11 protein-coding genes are annotated in these 12,473 nt (G+C 37.6%); 4 read left to right on the top strand and 7 right to left on the bottom strand.

Annotated elements, in window-relative coordinates; all coding sequences use genetic code 11:
• Window positions 1-47 precede the first annotated feature (47 nt).
• The 7 genes from ACQY77_RS19520 to ACQY77_RS19490 form a co-directional block, all read right to left on the bottom strand.
• Entirely contained in the window at window positions 48-998 is a 951-nt protein-coding gene (locus ACQY77_RS19520; protein ID WP_421940646.1) for a glycosyltransferase family 2 protein, read from the bottom strand.
• Between the two features lie 122 nt (window positions 999-1,120).
• On the bottom strand, window positions 1,121-1,645 hold the full coding sequence (locus ACQY77_RS19515; RefSeq protein ID WP_428430049.1) for a DUF4199 domain-containing protein: 525 nt from the start codon (window positions 1,643-1,645) through the stop codon (window positions 1,121-1,123).
• Between the two features lie 62 nt (window positions 1,646-1,707).
• The gene (locus ACQY77_RS19510; RefSeq protein ID WP_421940648.1) at window positions 1,708-2,376 is read right to left on the bottom strand and encodes a hypothetical protein; all 669 of its coding nucleotides are present in this window, start codon (window positions 2,374-2,376) and stop codon (window positions 1,708-1,710) included.
• A gap of 72 nt (window positions 2,377-2,448) precedes the next feature.
• A complete protein-coding gene (locus tag ACQY77_RS19505) occupies window positions 2,449-3,705 on the bottom strand; it encodes a dihydroorotase (protein WP_421940649.1) in 1,257 nt (418 codons plus the stop codon).
• A complete protein-coding gene (locus tag ACQY77_RS19500; RefSeq protein ID WP_421940650.1) occupies window positions 3,702-5,738 on the bottom strand; it encodes a BatA domain-containing protein in 2,037 nt (678 codons plus the stop codon). Before ACQY77_RS19500 ends, ACQY77_RS19505 begins: the two co-directional genes overlap by 4 nt.
• Window positions 5,739-5,809: 71 nt before the next feature.
• Window positions 5,810-6,223: a hypothetical protein gene (locus ACQY77_RS19495; protein ID WP_421940651.1), complete on the bottom strand. Its 414-nt coding sequence runs from the start codon at window positions 6,221-6,223 to the stop codon at window positions 5,810-5,812.
• A gap of 19 nt (window positions 6,224-6,242) precedes the next feature.
• Window positions 6,243-7,805 carry a L,D-transpeptidase family protein gene (locus ACQY77_RS19490; RefSeq protein WP_421940652.1) on the bottom strand — a complete coding sequence of 521 codons (1,563 nt, stop codon included), beginning with the start codon at window positions 7,803-7,805 and terminating at the stop codon, window positions 6,243-6,245.
• 277 nt (window positions 7,806-8,082) lie between these two features.
• Here ACQY77_RS19490 and hisG point away from each other — a divergent pair, with 277 nt between their 5' ends.
• Genes hisG through hisB form a run of 4 tightly spaced genes read left to right on the top strand, consistent with a single transcriptional unit; the run spans window position 8,083 to window position 12,438 of the window.
• Complete coding sequence (gene hisG, locus ACQY77_RS19485) at window positions 8,083-8,934, top strand: ATP phosphoribosyltransferase (RefSeq protein WP_421940653.1); 852 nt, start codon at window positions 8,083-8,085, stop codon at window positions 8,932-8,934.
• A gap of 49 nt (window positions 8,935-8,983) precedes the next feature.
• Window positions 8,984-10,261, top strand: a complete 1,278-nt coding sequence (gene hisD, locus ACQY77_RS19480) for a histidinol dehydrogenase (RefSeq protein ID WP_421940654.1) — start codon at window positions 8,984-8,986, stop codon at window positions 10,259-10,261.
• Between the two features lies 1 nt (window position 10,262).
• Window positions 10,263-11,303, top strand: a complete 1,041-nt coding sequence (gene hisC, locus ACQY77_RS19475; protein ID WP_421940655.1) for a histidinol-phosphate transaminase — start codon at window positions 10,263-10,265, stop codon at window positions 11,301-11,303.
• 1 nt (window position 11,304) lies between these two features.
• Window positions 11,305-12,438: a bifunctional histidinol-phosphatase/imidazoleglycerol-phosphate dehydratase HisB gene (gene hisB / locus ACQY77_RS19470; protein ID WP_421940656.1), complete on the top strand. Its 1,134-nt coding sequence runs from the start codon at window positions 11,305-11,307 to the stop codon at window positions 12,436-12,438.
• The last annotated feature ends 35 nt before the right edge of the window (window positions 12,439-12,473 follow it).

Raw genomic sequence — 12,473 nt, 5'->3', positions numbered from 1 at the left:
AAAAACCGAAGCCAAAAGCTAATGCTTTTAAGCTTTAATCCTGCTGCTTATTTAAGTTCTTTTTCTATTAAATACTGGTTTCTTTCAGGTGCATTACGCGAGAGTAACTCCGCAATAAATCCGGCCAAAAACATTTGCGAACCAACAACTATTGCCACTAATGACAAATAAAATAAAGGTTGCTGGGTAACATCGCGGTAGGGTAACTCTTTCCAGATCAGATATTGCTTTTCTGCCAGAATATAAAGTGAGAAAATGATACCAATAAAGAAACTTAACACACCTAAAGAGCCGAAAAAATGCATCGGCCGCTTGCCAAATTTGCCCACAAAGAAAATAGACAACAAATCTAAAAACCCGTTGATGAACCTGCTGAAGCCAAATTTAGTTGTACCGTATTTTCTGGCGCGATGTTCTACTACCTGCTCCGAAATTTTGCTAAATCCAGCCCATTTCGCTATTACAGGAATATACCGGTGCATTTCGCCATAAACCTCTATGGTTTTGATTACATCACTGCGGTAAGCTTTTAAACCACAATTAAAATCGTTTAACTGAATGCCACTCATTTTACGGGTAGCCGCATTGAAAAGCTTCGTAGGAACGGTTTTGGTAATCGGATCGTAGCGCTTTTTCTTCCAGCCCGAAATCAAATCGAGTTTCTCTTCTTTAATCCGGCGGTATAGTTCTGGTATTTCATCCGGACTGTCCTGTAAATCGGCATCCATCGTAATCACAACATCACCCTGGGTAACTTCGAAACCTACATTTAAAGCCGCAGATTTACCGTAATTCCTTCTAAATTTAATCCCTTTAATTGCAGGATTTTGTGCTCTCAACTCTTCGATTACTTCCCAAGACCGGTCTGTACTGCCATCATCAACCAGTACAATTTCATAGCTGAAATTATTGGCAGACATTACCTGGTCAATCCAGGAGGTTAATTCGGGTAAAGATTCGTCTTCGTTATATAAGGGTACTACAACTGATATATCCATTTTTTAAGCGTAAACCCAACAAAATTTATCTGCCAGGGCCTGGTTTAAATTAAAACGTGCAAATTTCATCAAATTAAATGATAAAACCTGCACGTTCAAAATTTTTAAACTGTATTATAATTTTAAGCTTCTACCGGAGGTTGGGTATTAAATGAAACAGGTGCTTTTTTCTTCAATATTGCAGATAAAATTAGTGACAATACGCCATACATCGCAATAGAAACACCAAAGCTGGTTAGAATATTTTTAAAACTTGGCTCTAGTTTTTCTTCCATATTACCAGATTTGGCTAATGCCTCTTCTATTTCTTCTTTACCCAAACCAAATTTTTCCATCATGTTAACTTGCGCTTCTTTAATCGCAGCTGCAGCTTTTTGAGGTAAATCCGGATCAATAAACTTCATCAAAATTACATTGTATAATGTTGCGGTAATGGCTAAAATCAAGGAAATAATCAGAAATGCTTTAAAAGCTTCTCCGAAAGTCCAATAGCCGCCAACCTCTTTTCTAATGTTAATTCCAACTACAACAAGTAAAGCAATAAATAAAACGAAAATACCCAGTTGTGCTATAATACTGGTATAAATTAATACCGGATCGATAAAATGAATGGCTATAGAAATTACTAACGAAATAGCAGCTAGCATAAAGCCGTTCTTTAATGATAATTTTGAGATAAGCGTACTTTTGTCCATAATTAAATTTTAATTTAGTTATTAATAGTGGTAATTAATATATAAGTAGCCACATCGAACGATTTGTTACGACTAAACTGAATTATTTCTTTCTTTGTTTCTTCACTACCCTCTACATCTAGAAAAAAAGCCATAAAAGGTACAAACAGGTCTTTCATTTCTTCGCTAACATTGAGCTTTTCTGCAGTTTTGGTAATTTCCTGTATGCTGCTTTCGGCCAACTGCTGGTTACTGATCAACTCTTCATAAATTTCAAATTCATCCTGAAACTCATCATCTTCAACCAATAAGAACTCTTTTAAGAAATCGCCCAATTCTGGTTCTAAGCCCTCATCATGGCACTCTTTAATGTAAAGCAAAAGATTTAGAAGCTCTGTACCCCTATCGATAGTTTCTTCTTCTATATTGGCCCACTCATCACTTTCCAGATAATCGTCTTCTAACTTCTGCACATCACTAGCGAAGAAATTAACCATTAAAAGATCAAAGAATACTTCACGCAATTCTTCAAATTTTGGATGTGAATCAAATACCGCATCAAAAGCCGTTACCTTATCTAAAAAGTTAAGATCAAGCTCAAAAGCAGCCACTAATTCCTGCTCAAACCCTTCTACATTTACTGATGATACCTCAGCATATTTATTAATCGATGCACTTAATGCACTTTTTACTCTGTTATCCATATTGAGGATTTTTAGCTATTATTTAAACTGTCTGACTATTTGAAAACGCAACTGAAACAATCGTTTTAAGTTTTAAACTTTCCAGCTTTGCGCCTTATTATAAACCAAAAGTGCTTTTCCGGTAAGCGTTGTACCTAAAAGCGGGCTATTAGCCGATTTGGAATAATTACTTGCTACGTTATACTCCCATTTTTGGGTCGAACTAAAGATAGTAAAATTCGCTTCCTCTCCTTCTTTCAGCACCGGAACTTTTAAATTTAATAGTTTACGGGGATTGATGCTTAGTTTTTCAGCAATTAACCCTTCTTCCAAACCGGCCTTAATTAACAATGGAAGAACCGTTTGTAAAGCAATAATGCCATAGTGGGCAATTTCAAACTCCACATTTTTAAATTCGATCTCTTCTGGCCTGTGTTGTGAAGTAATCGCATCTATTGTTCCATCCTTTAAACCGGCAATTAAAGCTTTTACATCCGCTTTGCTCCTTAAAGGAGGCTTCACCTTGTAATTACTATCAAAATCGCTTAACAGCTCTTCGGTAAACACCAAATGGTGCGCCGTCACATCGCAGGTAATTTTTACGCCTTCTTTTTTTGCCTTACGGATCAGTGCAACCGATCCTGCCGTAGAAACATTGCTGATGTGAATTTTAGTATCGTTATAGCTTGCTAAAAAAATATCTCTTGAGATGTGCATTTCCTCGGCCAGTGGGGGTAATCCCTTCATACCCAGCAACACACTGTTTTTACTTTCGTTAATCTGAGATTTACCTGCTATAGATTTATTTTCAGGATAAACCATAAGTAATGCATCAAATCCTTTAGCATATTGAAGAGCTCTGCTCATAAACCCATCATCCTGAATCCCCTTGTCACCATCAGAAAAAGCCACTGCACCTGCCTGCTGCATATCAAAAAGCTCAGCCAATTCTTTCGCTTCTCGATTTTGACTGATCGCTCCGACAGGAAATACATCAACTAAATTATATTTTGCCCGGTTAAGAATGTACTCCACCTGAGATTTTGACTGCACAACCGGATTGGTTTGTGGTAAAACAGCTAATCCGGTAAAACCACCCGCCTGAGCCGCAGCGGTAAGTGTTTGTATATCTTCCTTGGTTTCAAAACCCGGATCCCCAGCAGCAGAGTTCAGATCAAAAAAACCTGGCGACCAAAAAGCTCCCTCAGCTTCGAAAACTTCTTCCCCTTTCCCGGCACTGAGCTGACCGATTTGCTTGATTTTGCCATCTGCTATTCTCACATCGCATTTTTGCTTATAAAATTCACTCTGAGGATCGGCGATAGTTGCTTGCTTAATAAGGAGATTCATATTGTTTTTTTATTGTTATTTAAAAATCGGATGAGCAATATTTCTGCTGCAATAAAAATCAGCGACAAAATTAGGCAAAGTTTCCATAATGTTTGCCCAATTTGATTAACGCCCGAAATTAATTTAACGGCATCTTTATCGGCATCAAAAATTTTGAATTTATCTTTATCGGTTAATAAACCTAAATCATCAGTACTCAGATAATGCATATCTGATTCGCTCCTACGCTGATTAAAACTATAAACAGCAAGTACTGAATCTGCCAGCATTAAATTGTAAAAGCCCGCGGCCTTAATTTGATCGGCCAAATAAATTGTAGTTTTTCCTCCGGCTTGTCTAAGTTCCGGAATCATCTCGAAAGATGCCGATTTCAATTTTAAAGTTTGGTTTTTGCCTAAGCTGATGTTTTTGCCAGATAGTGCATGGTCAGCTCCTAAATGATAATACACACTTTCTTCCATACCGCTGCTCAAAGCCATGCGGTACATTAAAGGTACAAACACAGGATGCCTGGCTAAATTACCATCCTTTTCAGTTAAACCACTTGCCGATAAATAAATATTACCATTCCCCAAATCATACTTACTTAAAAACGATCTCCCGGCAGAAAACTGCATAATATCTTCTTTACTTGATTGACTACTCCCAAAAGTAAAGAATCGGTTCACACTTGGTAAATCCAGATTTTTAGGTATTTCTTCAAATACAGTTTTGAAAATAGGATTTTCGAGATCTATTTTCTCTACCTGGGTTGCTGTGGTGTTGAGTTGCTTAATGACCGGGAGTCCAAGCGCAGTCAGAAAAGTGTTGTATGAATTAACTGCTGCATCCAGGTCAGGAAAGATTACAACTGAACCTCCATTATTCAAATAGCTTTTTAATTGTTGAGACAAACCGCTTGATGGATTATTGAGTCCATTTAAAATAATGAGCCCATAATTGCCAAAACCATTATAATTGATATTACTTTCGGCATTTTCTGTAAGCTGATAGTAAGTATCTGTTGCAAAAAGTGTTTTAATGTAGTTTCCGGCATGTGCTCCGTTGATACTTAATACACGAAGATGATCATCTACTTTAAAGCTAAAAGAAAGGGTGTCATCAAACGTAATGGGAAAATCTTTAATACTCACAATGCCTTTTTGCCAGCCAGCAGTTAAGCCAGAAAAATTTAGCGTATCTCTCACGCTTTTTCCGGCACCGATACTCACTGCACCCAATCCCTTTTGTTGATTATTAATCATGAGCTTCAGCGGAATATTTGTTGCATCCTCCTCTGCGTAATTCTTCAACTGCACAACAATTCTTTCATTAGCCTGAGGCTGATGGTTAGGCGACAACATCCACACGCTATCTACCGCTACGTTTGGTAGCGCTGAAGCATTAACTTTTAAAAATGAATATTGAATGCCAGGCTTGCCAGCAAGTTTTTTACCTGTAGAAGTATTTTTTTGAAAATCAGAGATGACGAAACTATATAAGTTAGTTGTACCGCTTAAAATGTTCCCTTGCCGGTTAATTACCTGCTGCAATGTTCTGCTTGCTGCAGAGATTTGCACTTCATCCAGAGCCTTTAAAAATTCTTCTTTATTTAATAATCGCTGATGTTTGCCCTCAAAATCATTGGTTAATAGCTGAAAACGATCATTCAGTCCAAAACCCTTCACCAGTTCCTTAGCTCTTCTTTTGGCTTCATCTAATAAACTTCCATCCTTATTAAGCGCATCCATGCTGTATGAATTATCAATATAGATGCTTACCGAGTTGCCCAGTCTAGTTGTTTTTTGTTCGCCGGCAGGAATATACGGTTGTGCAAAGGCCAACACCAAAAATGTAATTGCCAATATCCTTGTCAAAAGGATTAATAAGTTTTTGAGCTTTTCTTTTGAGGAGTTTTGCTGTTCAACATCTTTTAAAAGCTGAACATTTGAGAAGTAAACCTTTTTAAATTTCCTGAAATTGAATAAATGAATAATAACCGGAATAGCAACGGCTAATAATGCGAAAAGAAAGCCCGGATAAAGGAAATTCATTAAAAACCAAAGATAGAAAAATTATAGAAAGCACAACCTAGATAATCACAATATTACCGAAATATGCAGAATTAGTAAACAAAGCTCGGAAAAACAATATGTACAATCTTCCAGGAACCATTTTCTAAAGCAAAATAAAGCTTAAATGGTCCGCTCACAATTTCGTTGCTGTTATTTTTAAATGTTGCCCGATAGCCAACGGCACCTTCTGCAGAACCAATGCCCTTTCCATCCTTCAGGATCTCGAAACTTGCGTCCACCACATCAAACCTTCCGCCAATAAATTGCTCTGAGGAACTGAATATCCTTTTTATTCTTGCTACAACGGCTTTCTTATTAAGTGTTTTACCTCCTGGTAAAAAGAAATGATCGCTCAGTTCAGCACTCTGCTCATCGATTGTTTTGTTAAACCAAGCATTGATAAATTTTTGCGCCTGCCCTGTAATCAGCTTTTCGTGGTTAAAGGAAGAAGTGTCTTTTGCCATGGGTACAAACTTACGGCTTCTACCTATATTTTTTTATCATTGCCCATAATTTATCGTCCATACTATAAACATCGGGTCTGTACTCGATCTTATCGTTCTGTGCCCATGCAGTATAGTAAGTAATTAAAAGTGGGACAGCTTTCTTTGGCCCGAACCAGGCTGGTTTCAGTTGGAAGGTTTTTAAAGTATCCGCTTTTTTCGCCATGCGTTTTCTGTACCAGTTCATATGTGTAGTGTCAACAGGAAGCATATCTACTTCAACACGCAATTTATCGTAAGCATAATCATCGTTAAGCAACTTCTCAGCAAACTCTAAAGGTTTCTCAATCCGTACACACCCATGGCTTATGGCCCTATTGGTTAAATTAAATCCATTTTTGTTATTAGTATCATGCAAGTAAATACTCGAGCTGTTATCAAAGATGAATTTAAACTTGCCAAGTGCATTTCCTCCGCCGGATCCCTGCTTAAATTTAAAAGGCAGTTTATCCCTCGAATACCGGCTCCAGTTAATGGTATCGGGCTCACCTATTAGCTTGTCTTTATAATATACCTTGATGTTACTGTTAGATAAATAATATGGATCTTTTCTAGCCATCCAATAAATTTCACTTTGTGCAATACTGACCGGAATATTCCAGATTGGGTTGGCTTGTATGGCATTAATTTTACTGAACAATAAAGGTGTTTCATGGTTCTTTGGTTTATCATCCAGGTTACCGGATTTTGCAAAAGCTTTTAACTTTTCTTCATACCCATTTTCACGTTTTCCACCTACACAAACTTTCATTGTAATTACAGTATCTTGCTTATCCAACCAGGTTAATCTAAAGTCTGGAATATTCACCATTACGTAATTATCCCCTGTCTCTGGCATTCGCCAACGGAAGCGTTCCATATTCAGTAAAAGTATACGTCTCTCACTTTCCGAACTTGCATTTAAAAATGCTTTTTGAAGTGCCTGATATTGCTCAGATTTCGGTTGAATTTTTCTCAAGGTATCCGCTAAACTTTCTGAACCTAAAATACCGAACATTCCGGTACTATCTGGACGCTTAACTTTAATGTAATAACGCGAAAAAATATTGCGAGGATTTACTACCCCAAAGCGTAGAAAATTAGTATAATTTAAATAAGCATTCGCACTTAAAGCTTCGAGCTTTGCAATTACCGGATAAGTTTGCTCTACCTTCTTAAAACGATTGGCTGTTAGCGTAGCCAATAACGCTTTTATCTCATCCGTTTTAAAGATTCTGGGGTTAAATCCATGATCTGTACTATTTTCTAAATAGCTTACTAAAGAATCTAAACTGCCATTAATGTAAAATTTGGTTACGAGCTGAGGCTCCGAATAGTGGTTTGCATAGAATGATTTAATGGTCTTAGGATTAATAAAATCCTTATCCAGGCTATCCAAAGTGCGTACAAATATGCTGTCGTATACTGTTGTATCAAAATCTTTGTAGATTTTATTTTTAAAATGTTCAGACAATACCTTGCCTATTTCGGGAGGAGATTTAAACCAACCACAGGCAGAAACAAACAAAATAGCAGGCAGGATTAGAAAGCGAAACTTTTTCAATATGTACAATTTGGTGCAAAAATAGGGCTAATTCCAGTTAATATCTGATAATAGGCAAATTAAGTGCCATATTTTTTTGATTTACCAATTCTATCTTTATATTTGCCAGCGCTTATCAGCTAAAGTATTGATACAAGCATAAATAAATTATATGAACATTACTTTGAAACATCACTTACATTTGCACCATCGCCAGTAGGCGATGTGATATGTAGTGTTTTGTACTTCAAAACTGTTTTTAAAAAATTTATTTCTTGTTCATTCTATATTCAATACTTTGAAAACACTTAAAATTGCTATCCAGAAATCGGGTAGGCTAAACGAAAAATCTGTAGAAATTCTTAAAAATTGTGGTTTATCTTTCGAGAACTACAAGAGTTCATTAATTTCTTCTGTTACCAATTTCCCATTAGAGATTCTTTTTCTCCGTGATGACGATATTCCTGAATACGTTCAGGATGGTATTGCCGACCTCGGAATTGTTGGCGAAAACGTAATCACTGAAACCAAAGCTAAAGTAACACATTTGCAAAAATTAGGCTTCGGAAAATGTACATTAAAAATTGCCGTTCAAAACACCAGTTCAATCGAAAAATTAGAAGATTTAAATGGTAAAGCTATCGCCACTTCTTACCCGGTAATTCTTGAAAATTTCCTCCAGTCTAAAGGGATAACTTCTGATATCAGAACCATCTCCGGATCGGTAGAAATCGGTCCTGGTTTAGGACTAAGTGATGCCATTTGTGACATCGTTTCTACGGGTGGAACTTTAAAGAGTAACGGATTAAAACCTTTTGCAGATGTGATGTCATCAGAAGCAGTTTTAATCGGAAATGAAGCCATTGCAAATCATCCTGAAGTTGCCGAACTCCTCCAAAGAATACGTTCAGTTTTGAGCGCAAAATCTAACAAGTATGTGGTACTAAATGTATCAAAAGATAACCTTCAAAAGGTAGTTGATTTATTGCCGGGAGTTAAAAGTCCAACAGTAGTTCCTTTGTTTGAACCGAATTGGGTTGCCGTACATTCTGTAATTGCAGAAGCTGATTTTTGGGAAAAAATTAATAGCCTTAAAGCAGCAGGAGCAGAGGGAATTTTAGTGATGCCAATTGAGAAAATTATCACCTAAAACAACCTGAAAATCATTAACTATTAGTTAATCTCAAAAACATAAAACATTGAAAATCTATAATTATACAGATTTATCTAAATCAAAAATTCAGGAGCTATGTTCCAGGGAAATTGAAGACGATAAATTGGTGGAAGAAAGGGTTGCAGAGATTATTAAAACAGTGAAATCGGATGGTGATAATGCGCTCTATAATTACGCCAAAACTTTTGACAAGGTTGATCTCTCCAAACTGTTTCTTGACCAGAACGAATTAAAAGCTATTGCATCAACCATTCCGGCTGATGCTAAAAAAGCGATTGATACGGCTTACCAAAACATCAAAACCTTTCATCAATCTCAGTTAAAAACAGAGGATAAAATTGAGACCATGCCAGGGGTGGTTTGCTGGCGTGAAGTAAGGGCAATTGAGAAAGTAGGCCTCTATATTCCAGGGGGAACTGCTGTTCTTCCCAGTACTTTTCTTATGCTTGCAACACCTGCCTTGATTGCAGGCTGTAAAGAAATAGTAGTTTGTTCACCTCCGCAAAGCGATACCAAAACGAACTGCTACCTGGCCTATTGCGCCGTACTTCTTGGAATCGAAAAAATCTATTTAATAGGTGGCGCGCAAGCTGTAGCTGCTATGGCTTTTGGAACAGACACCGTTCCTCAGGTTTATAAGATATTCGGACCAGGAAACCGTTACGTAACCACTGCGAAAACAATGGTTCAAAACAAAGTAGCTATCGATATGCCAGCAGGTCCTTCAGAGGTTTTAGTGGTCGCTGATGACACTGCCAATCCGTCATACGTAGCCGCAGACCTACTTGCACAAGCAGAACATGGCATTGATAGTCAGTCTGTTTTAGTTTCTACCTCAAATAAAATCATAACTGAAGTAATCAAACAGATTGAAATTCAGATTGAAAGCCTTCCTAGAAAGGATATAGCCGCAAAAGCAATTGAAAACTCTTACGCTATATTAACTGATAATCAGGCTGATGCAATGGATTTCTCTAATGAATATGCACCAGAGCATTTAATCCTGGCGACAAATGATTTTCAGCGCCTGATTCCGGCTATAACCAACGCTGGCTCAGTATTCCTGGGCAATTTAACCCCCGAAAGCGCTGGAGACTATGCCTCCGGAACGAATCATACTTTACCTACCAGCGGATACGCAAAGGCCTATTCAGGTGTATCCACTGATGCTTTTTTAAAGAAAATAACCTTTCAGCACCTATCTGAAACAGGCATTAAAAATATAGGCCCTACCGTTGAAACACTCGCTACAGCCGAAGGCTTGGAAGCACACAAAAATGCAATTACCATTAGATTAAAATAAGATGGATATTAACGAATTAGTTAGAGAAAATATAAAGAAGCTTCGCCCCTACTCTACCGCCAGGGACGAATTTAAAGGTCAGGCATCTGTTTTTCTGGATGCAAACGAAAATAGTTACGGCTCTCCACTACCTGCAAATTACAATCGTTATCCAGATCCTTTGCAGTTGGACCTTAAAGATGCGATCAGTAAAATTAAAGGCGTTCCTATTGAAAATACATTTCTTGGAAATGGTAGTGATGAGGCGATAGATTTATTGTTCCGTGCTTTCTGCAACCCTGGAAAAGACAATGTAATTATCTTGCCTCCAACGTATGGAATGTATGAAGTTTCTGCTAATATTAATGATGTAGAAATCCGCAAAGTAAACCTGCTTCCAAACTATCAGTTAGACCTGGAAAAAATCGCAGAAACGATTGACAAAAACACAAAAATTATTTTCATTTGTTCACCAAATAATCCAACAGGAAACTCAATAAACAGAACAGATATTGAAACGATTTTAGCCAACTTTAATGGTATCGTTGTCATCGATGAAGCTTACATTAATTACGCCAAACAAAAGACCTTTATTCAGGAGTTAACCGAGTATGCAAACCTGGTTGTTTTGCAAACTTTTTCTAAGGCCTGGGGCCTCGCCGCTTTGCGTTTAGGAATGGCTTTTTCTTCTACAAAAGTGATCGATGTTTTGAACAAAATTAAGCCGCCTTACAACATCAATCAGGCTACACAGGATTTAGCTTTTGAGGCCTTAAAAAACATTGCTCAAGTTAACGAATGGATTAAAGAATCTGTTGCAGAAAGGGAGCAATTATCTATTGCATTAAATGCATTAAATATCGTAAAAAAAGTATATCCTTCCGATGCCAATTTTATCCTAGCAGAAGTAACGGATGCAACAAAAATTTACGACACTTTAGTAGAGGAGGGAATCATTGTTCGCGACCGTTCGAAGGTTACCTTATGTGAAGGATGTTTGAGAATAACGGTCGGCACAAAAGAAGAAAATGAAAAACTTTTAACCGTTTTAAGAAACTTTTAAAATGAAAAAAATATTATTTATAGATCGTGATGGCACCCTGAATATTGAGCCGGATGACGAACAGGTAGATAGTTTTGCCAAGCTTAAATTTTATCCACGTTCCATTTATTATTTATCCAAAATTGCAGCAGAGCTAGACTACGAATTGGTAATGGTTACCAATCAGGACGGCCTGGGTACACCCTCAAATCCTGAGGAGAATTTTTGGCCAATCCATAACTTCATGCTTGATACATTCGCAGGCGAAGGTGTTCACTTTAGTGAGATCGTAATTGACAGAACGTTTGCCAAAGATAATGCACCAACGCGCAAACCAGGTACTGCTTTATTGACCAAATACTTCAGTGAAGATTATGATTTAAAAAATTCATTTGTTATCGGAGATAGATTAAATGATGTAATCCTGGCTAAGAACCTGGGAGCAAAAGCGATTTTCCTTCGCCAGAATGATAACCTGGGCGTTGGAGAGGCTTTGGAGAAACGCGAATCTTTAGCTGAAATCATTGTACTGGAGACCCAAAAATGGGAAGATATCTATAACCTGCTAAAAGCAGGAAGCAGAAAAATCAGTCAGGTTCGTAAAACAAATGAAACCGATATAACCATCAATCTCGATCTGGATGGCACCGGAAAGGCCAAAATCGAAACTGGCTTGAACTTCTTCGATCACATGCTGGATCAAATTGCCAGACATGGGAGTATAGATTTAGAAGTGATTACCAAAGGCGATTTGCATATAGATGAACACCACACCATTGAAGATACAGGAATTGCACTTGGTGAGGCCTTTGCTAAAGGCTTAGGCAACAAATTAGGCATTGAGCGGTATGGCTTTTGCCTGCCAATGGATGATTGCCTGGCGCAGGTTGCAATCGATTTTGGAGGTAGAAACTGGATTGTTTGGGAGGCAGAATTTAAACGTGAAAAAGTTGGCGATATGCCTACCGAGATGTTCTATCACTTTTTTAAGTCCTTTAGCGATGCCGCAAAATGTAACTTAAATATCAAAGCAGAAGGCGATAACGAACATCATAAAATTGAAGCGATCTTCAAGGCCTTTGCAAAAGCCATAAAAATGGCTGTTAAACGCGATGCAGAGAAAATGGTATTGCCAAGTACAAAGGGCTTATTGTAGTCCATGCCCATAAAGCAGGAACAGTAAACAGAAGG

It is taken from the genome of Pedobacter sp., from assembly GCF_965279535.1.
Lineage (GTDB): Bacteria > Bacteroidota > Bacteroidia > Sphingobacteriales > Sphingobacteriaceae > Pedobacter.
The sequence above is the reverse complement of the archived record's forward strand: the minus strand, read 5'-3'. Positions and strand labels throughout refer to the sequence as shown.

Bases quoted from the DNA above. Each gene is read 5' to 3' on its own strand.
- ACQY77_RS19520 (WP_421940646.1), bottom strand. From the start codon at position 998: ATGGATATATCAGTTGTAGTACCCTTATATAACGAAGACGAATCTTTA.
- ACQY77_RS19515 (WP_428430049.1), bottom strand. From the start codon at position 1,645: ATGCTAGCTGCTATTTCGTTAGTAATTTCTATAGCCATTCATTTTATC.
- ACQY77_RS19510 (WP_421940648.1), bottom strand. From the start codon at position 2,376: ATGGATAACAGAGTAAAAAGTGCATTAAGTGCATCGATTAATAAATAT.
- ACQY77_RS19505 (WP_421940649.1), bottom strand. From the start codon at position 3,705: ATGAATCTCCTTATTAAGCAAGCAACTATCGCCGATCCTCAGAGTGAA.
- ACQY77_RS19500 (WP_421940650.1), bottom strand. From the start codon at position 5,738: ATGAATTTCCTTTATCCGGGCTTTCTTTTCGCATTATTAGCCGTTGCT.
- ACQY77_RS19495 (WP_421940651.1), bottom strand. From the start codon at position 6,223: ATGGCAAAAGACACTTCTTCCTTTAACCACGAAAAGCTGATTACAGGG.
- hisC (WP_421940655.1), top strand. From the start codon at position 10,263: ATGGATATTAACGAATTAGTTAGAGAAAATATAAAGAAGCTTCGCCCC.
- hisB (WP_421940656.1), top strand. From the start codon at position 11,305: ATGAAAAAAATATTATTTATAGATCGTGATGGCACCCTGAATATTGAG.